The organism is Paenibacillus sp. NPDC093718 (assembly GCF_050279985.1).
Lineage (GTDB): Bacteria > Bacillota > Bacilli > Paenibacillales > Paenibacillaceae > Paenibacillus_AQ.
The window spans coordinates 124,836-140,762 of the sequence record NZ_JBNNUS010000006.1 but is presented as its reverse complement, the minus strand read 5'-3'; the positions used below and the strand labels follow the sequence as shown (position 1 = coordinate 140,762).

Sequence of the window (15,927 nt, the reverse complement as noted above, 5' to 3'; positions counted from 1 at the left end):
TTAGACTATATCCCTTCTATATCAGCATAAGGACACCGATGGCTGGCTGCAGCCGCGTACAGTCCTAATGTAACGATCCAGCCATCCGCTGTCAACCCGGCACCCTCCGCGGATTATCTTTGGCCACAGAATATAAAAAGCTGCCGCTCTGCGATAACTCACAAAGGCGACAGCCGAATAATCCTAGCTTGTATAAGTTGTTTACACGCCAAAGGAAGCAGGATTCGATCTCCAGGATTGAAGAAGCTCCACATCCTGTTCCTGAATCCGATTCTCGGAAAGCGCAACTTCAATCAGCGCTCCGTAGTTGGACAAGCTCTGCAGCGGAATCCCAGCTTCGGCGAAGGCTTGCACTGCTTTATCCAGCTGATAGCTGAAAATAGCCAATACCGCGAGCGGCTCCGCCCCTGCATCCTTGACCGCTTGCGCCGCTTTTAGCGAGCTGCCGCCCGTGGAGATCAGATCCTCGATCACAACCACCTTTTGACCGGGCTTGATCAAACCTTCGATTAGGTTTTCTTTGCCATGACCCTTTGCTTTGTCCCGAATATAAGACATCGGCAGGTTCATCTTCTGGGATACAAAGGCCGCATGCGGAATCCCGGCTGTGGCCGTTCCCGCAATGGCCTCGGCTTCCGGATATTGCTCCCGGATGACGGCTGCGAACGATTCAGCAATGTAGTCGCGAATCTCGGGATAAGACATCGTCAGGCGGTTATCACAGTAAATCGGGGACTTCATTCCCGACGTCCATGTAAACGGCTGATGGGGCCTAAGGGAAACGGCCTCAATCTTCAGCAAATAAGATGCGATCTGATGTGGAATATTCGCGAGTGTACTCATGCTTGAATCATCTCCTCAATAATCTGTTCTGCTGCTTGTCTCGGGCTCGGGGATTCCGTAATTGGGCGACCAACAACCAGATAATGACTGCCCTTGCGGATGGCTTCCCCTGGTGTAAGAACCCGAGCCTGGTCTCCGATATCCGCACCGGCCGGACGAATACCCGGTATAACGGTCTTAAACGCTTGTCCACATGCGGATGTTATGGCCCCCACTTCAAGCGATGAAGCGACAACGCCATGAAGCCCCGCTTGCTGAGCCAGCTTCGCATATCGTACGACCGCATCTTCTACCGAACCCGGGATACCGATTTCGTTATTCATCATATCCTGACTGGTACTGGTCAATTGGGTTACCGCAATGATGGTAGGCATGACAAGACCCGGGGTGTCCGCCACTGCGGCCTCCGCCCCGGCTTTTGCCGCCTGCATCATGAGAGCGCCGCCGCCGGCATGGACATTAAACATGTCCACACCCAGCCGCGATACACTGTCTGCTCCGCCCTTTACCGTGTTCGGAATATCATGCATCTTCACATCCAGGAACACGGAATAGCCTTTTGCTTTCAATTCTTTGACAAAATCAGGACCGGCCGCGTAGAACAGCTGCATGCCGACCTTCAAATAACACGGGATGCCCTCCAGCTGCTGCACCAATGCTTTTGCGCGCTTCGCATCCGGGTAATCCAGGGCCACCATCAGGCGGCCCGCCATTTCATTGTAGCTGGCGCTCATCTATACCCCTCCTTCTCGATTAAACAACCGGCATTGCTTCAGAGGAGAAGTTGATGGTCTCCAGCATCGTCAGAAGCTCACGAACCGTATCGAGCGAGGTCATACATACCACACCGTTTTCAACCGCTTCACGGCGAATTCGGAATCCGTCACGCTGCGGCGTTTTACCTTTGGTCAATGTGTTAAAGACGAAGTTCGCTTCACCTGTGCGGATCATATCCAGAATGTTCGGCGTTCCCTCGGACAGCTTATGAATGGTGGTCACATCAAGACCCGCTTCCTTCAATGCTGCTGCCGTTCCGCCAGTTGCGATGATTTTATAGCCAAGCTTATGGAAGCCTTTTAGCAGTGCTGCAGCTTCGGCTTTGTCTTTATCTGCGATGGTAGCGATGATCGCTCCTGTTGAAGGGATTTTCATGCCTGCACCGATCAGACCTTTGTACAGCGCTTTAGCATACTTCACGTCTCGGCCCATAACCTCACCGGTAGACTTCATTTCCGGTCCAAGGGTAGGCTCAACGCGGCGTAGTTTAGCAAAGGAGAACACGGGTACTTTAACCGATACATGTTCGCTTTCCGGCCACATGCCTTCCTCGTATCCAAGCTCCTTCAGCTTGCCGCCCAAGATCGCCTGTGTTGCCAGGTTGGCCATCGGGATGCCTGTAACCTTGCTCAGGAACGGAACCGTCCGGGAAGAACGCGGATTCACTTCGATTACGTACACTTCATTTTTATAGATAACGAACTGGATGTTAACAAGTCCGCGTGTATTCAGCTCTTTGGCAATCTTGATCGTAATTTCCGCAATCTTGTCCTTCAGATCCTGGGACAAATACTGAGGAGGATATACTGCAATCGAGTCACCGGAGTGAACGCCTGCGCGCTCCACATGTTCCATAATGCCTGGAATCAGCACCGTATCGCCATCGCAGATCGCGTCTACTTCCACTTCTTTACCCATCATGTAACGGTCGATCAGAACCGGATGATCCGGGTTGATCTTAACCGCCTCTGTCATGTAACTCAGCAGCTCGCTGTCGGAGTAAACAATCTCCATGGCGCGTCCACCGAGTACATACGATGGTCTTACCAGTACAGGATATCCCAGCGATTGCGCGGTTTCTACAGCATCATCAACCGAGGTTACCGTTTTTCCTTTCGGTTGAGCAATCTCCAGTCTGGACAGAAGCGCTTCGAATTTTTTACGGTCCTCGGCTTCGTCAATGCTTTCCAAGCTGGTACCCAGAATCTTCACGCCCGCTTTGCTAAGCGGCTCAGCGAGGTTAATTGCCGTCTGTCCGCCAAACTGCACGATGACACCGATCGGCTTCTCCTGTTCGATGACGTTCATGACATCTTCGAGGAAGAGCGGTTCGAAGTAGAGTCGGTCCGACGTATTAAAGTCAGTGGATACGGTCTCCGGGTTGTTGTTGATGATAACCGCTTCGTATCCCGCCTTCTGGATCGCCCATACAGCGTGCACCGTGGAGTAGTCGAACTCGATCCCTTGACCGATCCGGATCGGTCCGGAGCCCAGTACGATGACCTTCTCCTTGGCCGATTCGATCACTTCATTCTCCGTTTCATACGTGGAGTAGTAATACGGAGTCGTTGCTTCAAACTCTGCTGCGCAAGTATCGACCATTTTGTAAACCGGGCGCAATCCATGCTCGCGACGCAGGAATCCGATCGACTCCTCGGTTGTGTGCGTGCTGGCATTGCCTTCCGTGCGCAGCTCGGCTATCGCGCGATCTGTAAAGCCGAGTCGCTTCGCTTCGTACAGCGTTTCGTAAGTCAGTGCCGCCTCGGTGCGAATATGATCTTCATACTTGATCAGGCGTTCGATTTTGTCCAGGAACCACCAGTCGATCTTCGTCAGGTCCTGAATCTGCTGAAGTCCATACCCCCGGCGGAATGCTTCCGCGATCAGGAATATCCGCTCATCGTCGGCTTTGATCAGACGCTGCTGGAGCACTTCATCGCTCAGTTCATTCGCGCCTTTCAAGTAAAGACGGTGCACACCGATCTCCAGAGAACGTACCGCTTTATGGATTGATTCTTCGAATGTCCGGCCAATCGCCATCACTTCGCCGGTTGCCTTCATCTGAGTTCCCAGCTTGCGGTTTGCATGGATGAACTTGTCGAATGGCCAGCGTGGAATTTTGCTGACGATATAGTCCAGCGTAGGCTCAAAGCAAGCATAGGTCTGTCCCGTAACCGGGTTGACGATCTCGTCCAGGGTGTAACCCATCGCGATTTTTGCTGCCATCTTCGCGATCGGGTAGCCCGTTGCCTTGGAAGCAAGGGCAGAAGAACGGCTGACCCGAGGGTTTACCTCGATGACATAATATTGATAGCTGTTTGGATCCAGCGCGAATTGCACATTACATCCGCCCTCGATGTTCAGGGCGCGAATGATTTTCAGCGATGCCGATCTCAGCATTTGATACTCGCGATCGGACAGCGTTTGACTTGGCGCCACGACGATGCTGTCGCCGGTATGAACGCCGACCGGATCAAAGTTCTCCATGTTACATACGACGATGCAGTTATCGTTCGCGTCGCGCATAACCTCATACTCGACTTCTTTCATTCCCGCGATGCTCTTCTCGATCAAACACTGCGTGATCGGGCTGTAGCGAAGTCCGGAGCTGACCGTTTCGCGCAGTTCCTCTTCGGTTGCGCAAATACCGCCGCCGGTGCCTCCGAGCGTGTATGCCGGACGCACGATCACTGGATAACCAATCTCATTCGCGAAATCAAGCGCCTCTTCCAGAGTCGTTACAATCGTGCTTTCCGGTACGGGCTGATCGAGTTCGCGCATCAGATCACGGAACAGATCGCGGTCTTCGGCTTTCTCGATGGACTCCAGCTGCGTTCCGAGCAGCTTCACATTCTCCTGCTCCAGAATACCGGCGCGTGCAAGCTCAACTGCCATGTTCAGGCCCGTTTGCCCTCCAAGCGTCGGGAGCAATCCGTCCGGACGCTCTTGACGGATGATCTGTGTAACAAAGTCGAGCGTAATCGGCTCGATATATACTTTATCCGCCATGTTGGTGTCGGTCATGATGGTCGCCGGGTTGCTGTTGATCAGCACAACCTCGATACCTTCTTCTTTCAATGCTTGGCAAGCCTGTGTTCCAGCGTAGTCGAATTCCGCTGCTTGCCCGATGACAATCGGACCGGAGCCGATGACGAGGATTTTTTTCAATGTATCATTTTTAGGCATATTAATGAGCTCCTTTCACGGCTGCGGCCAGAACCGCCTGGCGCGGTTTCCGGATTTCATTCTGTTTATGGTCTCTTATCATCTCAAGGAATTGATCGAACAGATAGCTGCTGTCGTGCGGGCCAGGCGCAGCTTCAGGATGATATTGCACGGAGAAGGCCGGGAATTTCGAGTGCTTCAAGCCTTCGATCGTTTTATCGTTATTGTTGATATGCGTAACTTCCAGATCCGTCCCTTTGACGGATTCTTCGTTTACGGTATATCCATGATTTTGGGAAGTGATGTAGCAGCGTCCGCTGGCAAGCTCTTTTACCGGATGGTTCCCGCCGCGGTGGCCGAATTTCAGCTTCTCGGTATCGGCGCCCGCAGCCAGTGCAAACAATTGGTGGCCAAGGCAGATGCCGAAGATCGGATATTCGCCTAGCAGTTCTTTAACCATGTCGACCGCGTACGGAACGTCTTTTGGGTCCCCAGGGCCGTTGGACAACTGAATGCCGTCCGGGTGAAGTCTGCGGATTTCATCAGCTGTCGTGTCATGCGGAACGACCATCACATCGCAGCCGCGGGAAGTCAGTTCGCGCAGGATTCCGCTTTTTGCACCGAAGTCAACCAGAACGATCCGCTCCTTGGAGCCGGGACTTGTAAACATTTGCGGTGTAGAGGTTTTTGCCACCTGGTTGCGGAGTTCAGCGATCGTTGTATCGCCGAGCATTTCCTTGAGCTCTTCCACAGGTTTGTTTGAAGTGGTCAGAATCCCTTTCATCGTACCGTAGTGACGAATAATCCGGGTGAGCATCCGCGTATCAATCTCGCTGATCCCTGGAATACCGTATTCCTTTAATAAGCTGTCAACACTGTACTCTGCACGCCAGTTGCTAGGAACAGGCTCATGACGACGAACAACGAATCCGTGGACAAATGGTCGAATGGATTCAAAGTCATCACGCGTGATGCCGTAGTTCCCGATCAAAGGGTACGTCATGGTCACGATCTGTCCACAGTAAGACGGGTCGCTCAGCACCTCTTGATATCCTGTAATCCCTGTATTGAAAACAACCTCTCCGGTCATTTCAGCATCCGCGCCGAAGGATTTTCCGCTGAACAGCGTTCCGTCCTCCAGTAACAATCTTGCCTGCATCCCGATCACTCCTGTCATCTATGTGTAATTTATTTTATTAGTCAATTGCCTAAGTGTTACTTAGAACCCGCTCTTTTCTGACCATTTCACTTCGCCATCCACCCAAGTCATCACCGGCCAGCCTTTCAGCTTCCAGCCAGTAAACGGCGTGTTGCGGCCTTTCGTGGCGAACTCTTCCGGGTTTACTTCTTTCTCGGCTTCGAGATCAATCATCGTCAGGTCCGCGGCTCTACCGGCTTCCAGCACGCCAGATTCAAGACCGAATACTCTTGCCGGATCGCTTGTCATTCGCTTCACCAGCAAGCCTAGATCCCATTTTCCTGTTACAACAAACTTGGTATAGAGCAGCGGAAATGCTGTTTCGAATCCCACGATACCGAATGGTGCAAGCTCCATGCCTTTCGCCTTCTCTTCCGCGCTGTGCGGCGCATGATCCGTTACGATCATATCGAGCGTTCCATCCAGTAGACCTTCTATACAAGCCTCCACATCACGCGGGGTGCGCAACGGCGGGTTCATTTTCCAGTTGGCATCCAGGCCGGGAATATCCTCGTCAGAGAGAACCAGATGGTGCGGACATACCTCGGCCGTTACCGAGATGCCAATCGCTTTTGCCTGGCGGATCAAGCGCACGGACTGCTCTGTGCTCACATGGCATACATGGTAATGTACGCCGGTGGCTTCTGTCAGCAGTATGTCCCGTCCGACATGGATTGCTTCCGACTCGTTGGGTATTCCTTTCAGGCCGTGCTTCTGAGCGAACTTGCCTTCAGTCACGCAAGCCCCTTTTACCAGCGAGTCATCCTCACAATGTGCAATGACCGGCATGCCCAGCGCTTTTGCTTGGTTCATGGCATCTTTCATCATCTGTGCGTTCTGTACACCAACGCCGTCATCCGTAAACCCGATCGCACCTGCTGCCTTCAAGGCCTCAAAATCCGTCAGTTCGCGGCCCAGCTCGTTTTTCGTAATGGCTGCGTAAGGCAGCACCTTGGCCAGCCCCGCTTCGCTAGCCTTATCCAGCACAAGCTTCACGGTTTCCGGCGAATCGGTCACCGGTCTTGTGTTCGGCATGCAGGCGATGGTTGTAAATCCGCCTTTAACTGCCGAGCGGCTGCCGCTCTCGATCGTTTCCTTGTGCTCATAACCCGGCTCTCTCAAGTGCACATGCATATCGATGAATCCCGGTGTGACCAGTTTGCCCTCGGCATCGATGATCTGAACGTTATCGCCAAGTTCCGGCAAAGCTGCGAGATCACTTGTAACCGACTGAATCAATCCGTCTGCAATGACGATATGTTTATCTTCGAGCTGTCCTTGTTCATTGATCACTTTGGCATTCTTTATCACTTGCATTTGCATCTTGGTCCCCTCCGCAGTAGAAGCACCGTTCGCTTCTTTGTATATTGTATAATAAAAATTCAAATTTGTGTATAAATATTAATATTAATATTCATTCATCCTGTACACCGTATTTCGCATTTCGAATCAGCTCATTGCCCGTTCCATAACCGCCATGCGAATCGGCACACCGTTTGCCATCTGCTTGAATATCATCGATTTGGGACTTTCCACGACCGCATCGTCGATTTCAACGTTCCGGTTCACCGGTGCCGGGTGCATAATCACCGTATGCCCGGGCAGCTTGGCCGCCCGTTCTTCCGTCAAACCATACTGCTGCCGGTATTCCACGCTGGATTTGAATACACCTTCGTTATGGCGTTCGAGCTGAACCCTCAGCATCATCACCACATCTGCCTTCAGTGCCTTCTCCATCGAGACATAGGTTGCATACCGGGCTAGCTCTGGTGCCTGCATCGATTCCGGTGCGCAGAATTGCACATGAGCTCCGAACTTCTGCAGTGCCCACAGGTCTGATCGTGCAACCCGACTATGCTTGATGTCCCCGATTATGGATACCGTCAATCCTTTAAGCTCTCCGAAGCATTTCTTCATTGTGTACAGATCCAGGAGCGCCTGGGTAGGATGTTCGTTGTTGCCGTCCCCCGCATTGACCAGCGGGATCGAGATCCGCTCGGCCAGCTCCTGCAGCACTCCGGAGGGTTTCAGCCGGATGACGCCCGCATCGATCCCCATGGATTCCAGTGTCCTCACGGTATCGTAGATGGACTCGCCCTTCTCGACACTGGAGGCTGCCGCTGCAAAGTTCATCACCTCGGCGCCGAGTCTTTTCTCAGCCATTTCAAACGAAAATCTCGTTCTGGTGCTGTTCTCGAAGAACATATTAACCGCAAATTTCGATTTAAGTACCGGGACCACTTTCTCGGACTGTGCTTCCCAATATGACGCCCGACTCAGGATCGATCCAATCTCATCTCTGCTAATATCCTTCAAACCTAAGAGGCTACGTTCTTTCAATGAAATGGCTGTTGTCATGATTATCGTTCCTCTCTTTGGCTAATGGTCACTTCATCCTTGCCGTCGATTTCGGTTAATGCAACCGTAATTTCCTCATGTTTGGAGGTAGGAACGTTCTTGCCGATATAATCCGGCCGGATCGGCAGTTCGCGATGCCCACGGTCTGCCAGAACCGCCAGCTGTATCATTCTAGGCCGTCCGCAGTCCATCAGGGCGTCCATCGCAGCCCGAATCGTCCGTCCGGTGTACAACACGTCATCAAACAAAATAACCTTCTTGTCATGAATGTTCAGATGTTCCAGGCTGAGCTTCGCTCCTCCTCCCCGTTCTGCGGCGGCTTCTTTGCTGTCTCGGTCATCGCGGTAGGAAGTCACATCGATCTCTCCCCATGGAATCGGCGTGCCTTCAATCTCATTCATTCGCTCAGCGATTCTCTGTGCCAGGAACACGCCGCGTGTGCGAATGCCGACCAGGACGCAGTCCTCAATCCCTTTATTCTTTTCCAATATTTCATGGGCAATTCTCGTTAGGGCGCGGCGGATGGCCGTCTCGTCCATAATCACATGCTGTTCGTTGCTCATCCTTAAGTCCTCCTTCTAAACGTTTGATTAGCCCTTTGTAGTTCAGACGATCCGTGAGTTCATTACACACAAAAAAACTCCTTGCCCGGCTGGACAAGGAGTTGATCTCATAGAGATAGTGTGGAAAGCGCAGCAGCTATCCGCAGACAGAGCTATGCCTTCTGTTAATGAACCTCGGTTCACGTTACCTTGCCAGCCTCACGGGACTGATTTAAAGGTGCTATTCGATTGAATTCATTATGACAGACCCTACAGGAGATGTCAACAGCATTCAAGTCGAATATTGTCGCGTACCAAGCGGAGTTATCACATGTCACTAAAATTCAAATTCAACATCGCTAAGTCTTCTGCGAATTTCGGAAATGACGCGTTTCTCTTCTTCCTCACCGTCAGCAATGAAGGTAACGGAGAAGCGTACGAAATGTCCCGCATCATCCCAAGGTACGGTGGAGATCAATTTTTCGCGAATCAGATACTGGGAGAAATCTTCGCCGGATTCAAAACGACGCCCGCCTTTAACGCCTTTTGGAGCTTCAACATAGAGGAAGAAGGAGCCCTTCGGCTTCTCGGCCGTAAAACCAAGTCCGTTTAACACGTCAACCAGCATATTGTGGCGGCGGGAATACTTCTCAGCAATCTTCTCCGTAATTTGCGGATTGTCCAGACCGTATGCGGCAGCCTTTTGAATGGCGATGAATTGTCCCGAATCGTTGTTGTCCTTCACATCGCCAAACGCTTTAACTACTAGCGGGTTACCGGCGATGAAACCAATGCGCCATCCCGTCATGTTGTAAGATTTGGACAGAGAATGAAGCTCCACGCCAACATCCTTCGCGCCGGGGACGGAGAGAAAGCTGAGCGGCTTCAAGCCGTCGTAAGTCAGCGCTGCATAAGGAGCGTCATGGACAACAACAACACCATACTTGCGGGCCCACTCGACAACCTCGGTGAAAAACTCGACCGTTGCGCTGGCACCCGTCGGGTTGTTCGGATAGTTCAAGTAGAGCAGTTTGGCACGGCGGGCAATGTCCTCAGGGATCGAGCTGAGATCCGGCAGAAATCCGTTCTCTTTTTTCAGTTCCACATTGTAAACTTCACCGCCCAAGTACTTGGTATGTGTACCGAGTACAGGATATCCGGGAACCGTCATGATGGTGATGTCCCCAGGATTGATGAAGCAGGACGGCAGCATCGCCAGTGCCGGCTTGGAACCGATGGAGTGCAGAACTTCTGTAGCGGCATCAATGCCTTCTACACCAAATACATTCTTCAAGTAGCGAACGGCTGCTTCCTTGAACTCCGGAATGCCGTTATCCGCATAGCCCCGGTTTTCCCGCTTCGCCGCTTCTTCTGCCAGCTTCGCCACGATGCCAGCATCCGCCATCTCATCCGGCTCGCCAACACCCATATCAATCAGCTCCGTGCCAGGATGCTCCTGCTTCGCCGCTGCCTTCGCTCTTTTGATCTTCTCGAATTTATAAATGGCTGTATCTTTGCCATAATTAGCGCCCCCGATCCGGTTGGCAAAGTTCTGTTGAATGTACGACTCCTGATATTTATCCATACTCATGATTTGTATTCATCTCCTACTCTAGCTTTCATACTCATCCTAAATATGCAGGAAAATCACAACGGGAGCCATGCATTATATATCAAATGATTTGTACTTTTTCGGCTGGGCGGAGCTGGTAGATCCTATGGTGTTCCTATTTAAAAACACACTTAAGTTAGCTCCAGCCATTCCGCAAGAAGTTCGTCACGACTCGCGGATAACAGCTCTCGCTCGTTCCAGCGCTGCTCGAGCAGCGACAGATCCGTATCCTCGTGTTCATCGTTGCCTTCTCTCTCAAGACAGCCGTCAAGCTGGCAGATGCGGGTCTCTAGACGAGCAATCTCTTCCTCCAACCATTTGGCCCTTTCGGCGGAAGAGTGATCCGGGTTTACGCGTTTGGCAAGCAGAGCAGGGCTATCCTTCGCTTGGGGCTGCTGCCCCGCCTTCTGTTTGGGGATACCCTCTCTCCCCGCTGATAGATCCCTTGCCTGAAATTCAGCTTCAAGCCGTTCTTTCTTATCCCGGAAATCATCATAATTTCCATGATAGACAGTCAGCTTCCCTTGATTCAAATCCCACACTTTGCGAGACACTTGATTCACGAAATAACGGTCATGGGAAATGGCAAGAACGGTCCCCGCATATCCCTGCAGTGCATCCTCCAACGCTTCACGGGAAGCAATATCCAGATGGTTCGTGGGTTCATCCAGAAGCAGCAGGTTCGGCTTCTGATGGATGAGCAGCGCGAGTCTCAATCGTGTCCACTCCCCTCCGGACAGCTGCCCCACCGATCTGAATACGGCCGCGCCATAGAACAGATACCTTGCCAATATCCCTCGAGCTTCTCCTTCCTCAACTCCGGCCTTCTCCCGGAAATATTCGAGCACCGTCGCCTTCGGATTGTCCGGTTCCTCCTGCTGAGCCAAGTAACCGACACCGACCCGCGCCCCCCATTCAAGCGAACCGGAATCGGGTTTCAGCTCACCCAACAGCACTTTAAAAAGCGTTGTTTTCCCGCTGCCGTTCGAGCCCATCAGCGCAATTTTCTCGCCGAATTCGATTAGACCGGATGCCCCCCTCAGCACCGCCTGATTCCCATAGGAAACCTCAACTTGTTCAAAGTATGCCACGCGGCGGCCTGAACGATCCTGAGGGTTCAGTTCAAAATCAGCCTGTCTTCGTTCCAGTACGGGTCGCTTGACCCGCTCCATCCGCTCCAGCGCCCGCCTCATGGAAGCCGCGCGTTTGAAAAACTTCTCGTTGCCGCCGATCCGGCCGAATTCCTCCAGCTGCTTGATGGATTCCTTCATTTTCTTAATTACTTTCTGCTGCTCTTGATATTCGGCAAACTGCTGCAGCAATCGCTCTTCCTTATCTTTCATGAACGCGGTATAGCCGCCATAAGCAGTGAAAACCTCTCCATCTTCAATCTCTATCGTTTTGGACACAACCCGGTCCAGAAAATATCGGTCGTGAGAGATCATGACGCAAGTTCCCGGATATTCGCGTAAGAATTCCTCCAACCATTCCGTGCGCGCTAAATCCAGATGGTTGGTTGGTTCATCGAGCAGGAGCAAATCCGGTTGTACAATCAGCTGCGATGCGAGCACGACACGTGTCTGTTCTCCACCCGACAACGAACCAAAAGTCATTCCGTACTCACTCTTGGGTATTTGCAGCCCGGTAGCGATTTTATCGATGGTCGCTTCCAGCTCATAGCCTCCCTCTGTTTCAAACCGTTCCTGAAGCGCTGAGTATTTCCGCAGCACTCGATCGAGCAGCTCTGTATTTCCGGCGATGTCCGGGTCACTCATTTTATCCTCAAGTTCCGTCATCTCCGCTCGGTAAACCTTCAAATGACGCAACCCCTGTGCCAGTACATCCTGCACCGTCCAGGTATCCATATGGCTCGGAATCTGCTCCAAATATCCGATTTTCGCCCCCTTCTTGATGGCCAGCAGCCCTTCGTTAGGCTGATCCAGACCCGCAAGCAGGCGCATCAGCGTCGACTTTCCGCTGCCGTTCCTACCGATAAGCGCGACCTTCTCGCCTTCCTGTATTTCAAACGATATCTGGTCCAGTACCAGATGAGCACCGTGGTATTGCGTCAGTTTCTGTACATTGATCATATTCATTCTAGGTTTCCTCCTGTATGCTGCGAACAATTTCAACTTGTTCGAAGAACGTATAAATTAAGGAGAAGACCCGGACTGCAAACGCAAAAAGGGCCTACAGAGCGAGCTCCGCAGACCCTTAAGAATAGTAAGCCTTAAATAGCTTACTCCGTGTAGGCAGGCAGGTGACTTCTCGCGATGGTACAAACCGTATCATTAAAATTGGACAGACCTCTCCCGTTGTAGAGAAATGCATGAACAATGCCAGCCATAGCTATAGGCAGCTGGCTTATACGGTTGTTAACCATCTCGATATTCATCCTGCTCACCTCCTTCATCAAAGTTATCGTCACTATAACATATCCATGGTTTGGATGGCAAGAGAAATACCCCCACAAAATGGAGCCTATGCTTCGATGCTTATTCCAAATGCTTTGCGGGGACCCCAAAACATGTAAATGCAAAAAGGGACCGCTAGCGGCCCCTTAAAATCGTCAACAGTTCTTCCATATCATCCGGCATCGGTGCCGAAAACTCCATATACTCCCCGGTCGAAGGATGGACAAAACCCAAAATAGCGGCGTGAAGCGCCTGACCGTTTAATTTAATTCCCTTGCTCTTGCCGTATACAGGATCACCTACGAGCGGATGGCCGATATACTTCATATGCACGCGGATTTGATGCGTACGTCCCGTCTCCAGCTTCAGCTCGAGAAGACTGTAATCCCCGAACCGTTCCACTACGGTAAAATGAGTCACCGCATGTTTGCTGTTCCGGTCTGTGACGGTATACAGTTTACGATCCTGAACGTCACGGCCGATAGGAGCGTCAATGGTGCCTTGATCATGACTGATGTTGCCGTGGACCAAGGCCAAGTAACGGCGGTTCACGCTATGATCCTTCAGCTGAGCGGCAAGAGAAGCATGAGCTTTATCATTCTTCGCTGCCATGATCAGACCGGTCGTATCCTTGTCAATCCGATGGACGATGCCAGGACGGAGCTCCCCATTAATTCCCGATAAGTCTTTGCAGTGAAACATCAACGCATTCACAAGCGTCCCTGACGAATGTCCCGGAGCCGGATGGACCACCATCCCTCGAGGCTTATTCACAACAATGACATCCGCATCTTCATACGCGATCTCAAGCGGGATATCCTCCGGAATAATCTCTACTGCCAATGGCTCTGGAATTTTCAGCAGGATGCGGTCACCCTGACTCACCTTGTAATTGGACTTAACCGGACCTTCATTCACGATAACATGTCCATCCGTAATCCATAACTGCACCTGTGAGCGCGAGACATCCTCACCGAGGTTCTCCGTTATGTATTTATCTATACGGGTTTTGGCAGATTCGGCATCCACCGTCCATTCGAAAGCGTCCGATTCGTGCCCCGTTTCATCTGTCCATTCCGAACCTGTATCCATGCCTTCTTGCAACATTATTCATTCCCTTCTGTGCCAGAAACTTCACTTGTTGTCTTTATCTTCTCGCGTCTTCCTTCCAGAAGCGTGTCCAATATGATCAATCCCACACCGATGACGATACAAGAATCGGCAATATTAAAAATCGGGAATGTGTAGCTGCCAAAATTAAATTGCAGGAAATCGACAACCTCCCCCATCAACAAGCGATCGATGAAGTTTCCGAGTGCCCCGCCAAGCACAAGCGCAAGAGCGGTAGGCAGCAGCTTTCGTCCTTCCTTCGATACCTTCCGCAGGTACCAGATAATCCCGCCCACAACGATTAGCGTCACAATAATGAAGAACCATAATTGGTCCTGAAGTATGCCAAACGCGGCTCCCCGGTTTCGGCTGGACGTAATCAGGAAGAAGTCTCCAATCACAGGAATCTGTTCATAAAGCTCCAGGTTCTTGGCAATCAAGAACTTGGTTCCCTGGTCGATAAGAAATAAAACAAATGCAATCAAATAATACACCACTTGTTTATGTCACTCCGTTCTTGTCTTCTCCAATCAGGCGATCATCTCGCTGATCGGTCAGTAACTCGTCTTATTGTAGCACAGCGGCTCAGAAATCGTCCATTCCTGTCCAGTGGCGAGAACATTTTCCGTCAGTAAAACCGTCTCAATGGGTGCACTCTATACACATGAACCAGAAGGTCAACTTCGGACCATGAAAGGAGCCTGACATGTCGCATCTAACTCAGGAGCAACTCAATAATTTACAACAAAAGCTGATGGATCGAAAGGTTGAGCTTGAACGGCGCATGGTATATAACGACCAGCATGGGCTGGGGGAATCAGAGCGAGATATGACCGGCGAGCTGTCCCATATTGATAACCATCCCGGGGACTTGGCAAGTGAGATGTTTGAACGCGAAAAAGATCTTGCCCTTCAGGATAGGGTGGATCAGGAGCTGCAGCGGGTTATTTTTTCACTTGAAGCGATTCATCATGGCCGTTACGGCGTGTGTCTTACCTGCGGCCAGCCGATTCCATACGAGCGGTTGGAGGTTCTCCCGGATACGCAATATTGTGTAAACGACACGCCTCGTGAACGAGTCTCCCGCGATCGTCCGGTTGAGGAGGAAGTCCTTGCTCCCGCTTTTGGAAAATCCAGTATGGATGAGCACGAATATGCTGCGTTTGACGGCGAGGATGCTTGGCAGATCGTTGAAAGCTGGGGGAACTCCAACTCCCCTGCGCTGGCGGAAGGCAACGAAATTGACAGCTATAACGAGATGGATATCGAGAATGGCGATGATCAAGGCGGATTTGTTGAAGTGTATGAAAATTTCGTTGCAACCAATATCGATGGCTCCGAAGTGTTTATCGTACGAAGCCCGCAATATGTCGATTACCTAAACCGGGGCGAAGGAAGTTACCTGCTTGATCCCCATGGCGATCCTGATAATGATGATGAATCCTTCAGCTAAATAAGCGTTTACGACCGGCAGCATATTATGAAATGCAGCGGCTGCCGGGCATTACATATTCATATAGATAAACTCACGTCAGTTCAAGCTGACGCTGAACGATCCGGACAATATCTGCAATGTAGTCGCCGATAATAGGCAAATTCAACGCACCAAGCGCCTGAAGGACATAAATAATGGTCGCCGCAAAAAAGGTAAAGCCAATCGCGATTCCCACGCCGCGGGCCGACCCAGCCAGCAAATTGGTCCAAATCAACTTCCATGGGCGGTTCAGCAGCTGGGTATACTCCGCGATCCGAGCCTTCTCGAGCTGCTGTGCTATGTCCGTGGTCATGCGGTGTATGGCGCTCAATTGATCCCGCTCTTCCTCAAGTGATTTTTTTTGTTCAGTTGGCACCCCAGCATCCGGCTTCTCCGCCATATCTACCGCCCCTTTGCCTAAACTAATCGACGTC

The 15,927-nt window shown here is 51.4% G+C and carries 14 protein-coding genes; 1 reads left to right on the top strand and 13 read right to left on the bottom strand.

Going from position 1 to position 15,927, the window contains the following annotated elements; genetic code table 11:
• Nucleotides 1–201 precede the first annotated feature (201 nt).
• The 12 genes from pyrE to lspA form a co-directional block, all read right to left on the bottom strand.
• Nucleotides 202–843, bottom strand: coding sequence for an orotate phosphoribosyltransferase (pyrE, locus tag ACQKPA_RS18960; RefSeq protein ID WP_427494093.1), 642 nt, complete (start codon nt 841–843; stop codon nt 202–204).
• A complete protein-coding gene (gene pyrF / locus ACQKPA_RS18955; protein ID WP_427494091.1) occupies nt 840–1,577 on the bottom strand; it encodes an orotidine-5'-phosphate decarboxylase in 738 nt (245 codons plus the stop codon). Before pyrF ends, pyrE begins: the two co-directional genes overlap by 4 nt.
• Before the next feature lie 19 nt (nt 1,578–1,596).
• Nucleotides 1,597–4,806, bottom strand: coding sequence for a carbamoyl-phosphate synthase large subunit (gene carB, locus ACQKPA_RS18950; protein ID WP_427494090.1), 3,210 nt, complete (start codon nt 4,804–4,806; stop codon nt 1,597–1,599).
• Between the two features lies 1 nt (nt 4,807).
• Nucleotides 4,808–5,944, bottom strand: a complete 1,137-nt coding sequence (carA, locus tag ACQKPA_RS18945) for a glutamine-hydrolyzing carbamoyl-phosphate synthase small subunit (RefSeq protein WP_427494088.1) — start codon at nt 5,942–5,944, stop codon at nt 4,808–4,810.
• Between the two features lie 60 nt (nt 5,945–6,004).
• Nucleotides 6,005–7,306 carry a dihydroorotase gene (locus ACQKPA_RS18940; protein ID WP_427494087.1) on the bottom strand — a complete coding sequence of 434 codons (1,302 nt, stop codon included), beginning with the start codon at nt 7,304–7,306 and terminating at the stop codon, nt 6,005–6,007.
• A gap of 126 nt (nt 7,307–7,432) precedes the next feature.
• Nucleotides 7,433–8,344 (bottom strand): aspartate carbamoyltransferase catalytic subunit, encoded by a 912-nt coding sequence (locus ACQKPA_RS18935; RefSeq protein WP_427494358.1) that lies wholly within the window; start codon nt 8,342–8,344, stop codon nt 7,433–7,435.
• The gene (gene pyrR, locus ACQKPA_RS18930; RefSeq protein WP_427494085.1) at nt 8,344–8,904 is read right to left on the bottom strand and encodes a bifunctional pyr operon transcriptional regulator/uracil phosphoribosyltransferase PyrR; all 561 of its coding nucleotides are present in this window, start codon (nt 8,902–8,904) and stop codon (nt 8,344–8,346) included. Before pyrR ends, ACQKPA_RS18935 begins: the two co-directional genes overlap by 1 nt.
• Nucleotides 8,905–9,220: 316 nt before the next feature.
• On the bottom strand, nt 9,221–10,474 hold the full coding sequence (locus ACQKPA_RS18925) for an LL-diaminopimelate aminotransferase (RefSeq protein ID WP_427494084.1): 1,254 nt from the start codon (nt 10,472–10,474) through the stop codon (nt 9,221–9,223).
• A 152-nt stretch (nt 10,475–10,626) separates the two neighbouring features.
• A complete protein-coding gene (abc-f, locus tag ACQKPA_RS18920) occupies nt 10,627–12,591 on the bottom strand; it encodes a ribosomal protection-like ABC-F family protein (protein WP_427494083.1) in 1,965 nt (654 codons plus the stop codon).
• A gap of 143 nt (nt 12,592–12,734) precedes the next feature.
• Nucleotides 12,735–12,890, bottom strand: a complete 156-nt coding sequence (locus ACQKPA_RS18915; RefSeq protein ID WP_427494082.1) for an RAxF-45 family protein — start codon at nt 12,888–12,890, stop codon at nt 12,735–12,737.
• Nucleotides 12,891–13,044: 154 nt separating this feature from the next.
• Nucleotides 13,045–14,001 (bottom strand): RluA family pseudouridine synthase, encoded by a 957-nt coding sequence (locus tag ACQKPA_RS18910; protein WP_427494357.1) that lies wholly within the window; start codon nt 13,999–14,001, stop codon nt 13,045–13,047.
• A gap of 14 nt (nt 14,002–14,015) precedes the next feature.
• Complete coding sequence (gene lspA, locus ACQKPA_RS18905; protein ID WP_427494081.1) at nt 14,016–14,516, bottom strand: signal peptidase II; 501 nt, start codon at nt 14,514–14,516, stop codon at nt 14,016–14,018.
• A 209-nt stretch (nt 14,517–14,725) separates the two neighbouring features.
• Here lspA and ACQKPA_RS18900 point away from each other — a divergent pair, with 209 nt between their 5' ends.
• Nucleotides 14,726–15,472 (top strand): TraR/DksA C4-type zinc finger protein, encoded by a 747-nt coding sequence (locus ACQKPA_RS18900; protein WP_427494080.1) that lies wholly within the window; start codon nt 14,726–14,728, stop codon nt 15,470–15,472.
• A 73-nt stretch (nt 15,473–15,545) separates the two neighbouring features.
• Here ACQKPA_RS18900 and ACQKPA_RS18895 read toward each other — a convergent pair whose 3' ends face one another.
• On the bottom strand, nt 15,546–15,893 hold the full coding sequence (locus tag ACQKPA_RS18895; RefSeq protein WP_071223000.1) for a DUF5665 domain-containing protein: 348 nt from the start codon (nt 15,891–15,893) through the stop codon (nt 15,546–15,548).
• Between the last annotated feature and the right edge of the window lie 34 nt (nt 15,894–15,927).

Coding starts and splice junctions, on each gene's coding strand:
- pyrE (WP_427494093.1), bottom strand. CDS start 843: ATGAGTACACTCGCGAATATTCCACATCAGATCGCATCTTATTTGCTG.
- pyrF (WP_427494091.1), bottom strand. CDS start 1,577: ATGAGCGCCAGCTACAATGAAATGGCGGGCCGCCTGATGGTGGCCCTG.
- carB (WP_427494090.1), bottom strand. CDS start 4,806: ATGCCTAAAAATGATACATTGAAAAAAATCCTCGTCATCGGCTCCGGT.
- carA (WP_427494088.1), bottom strand. CDS start 5,944: ATGCAGGCAAGATTGTTACTGGAGGACGGAACGCTGTTCAGCGGAAAA.
- ACQKPA_RS18940 (WP_427494087.1), bottom strand. CDS start 7,306: ATGCAAATGCAAGTGATAAAGAATGCCAAAGTGATCAATGAACAAGGA.
- pyrR (WP_427494085.1), bottom strand. CDS start 8,904: ATGAGCAACGAACAGCATGTGATTATGGACGAGACGGCCATCCGCCGC.
- ACQKPA_RS18925 (WP_427494084.1), bottom strand. CDS start 10,474: ATGAGTATGGATAAATATCAGGAGTCGTACATTCAACAGAACTTTGCC.
- abc-f (WP_427494083.1), bottom strand. CDS start 12,591: ATGAATATGATCAATGTACAGAAACTGACGCAATACCACGGTGCTCAT.
- ACQKPA_RS18915 (WP_427494082.1), bottom strand. CDS start 12,890: ATGAATATCGAGATGGTTAACAACCGTATAAGCCAGCTGCCTATAGCT.
- ACQKPA_RS18910 (WP_427494357.1), bottom strand. CDS start 14,001: ATGGATACAGGTTCGGAATGGACAGATGAAACGGGGCACGAATCGGAC.
- ACQKPA_RS18900 (WP_427494080.1), top strand. CDS start 14,726: ATGTCGCATCTAACTCAGGAGCAACTCAATAATTTACAACAAAAGCTG.
- ACQKPA_RS18895 (WP_071223000.1), bottom strand. CDS start 15,893: ATGGCGGAGAAGCCGGATGCTGGGGTGCCAACTGAACAAAAAAAATCA.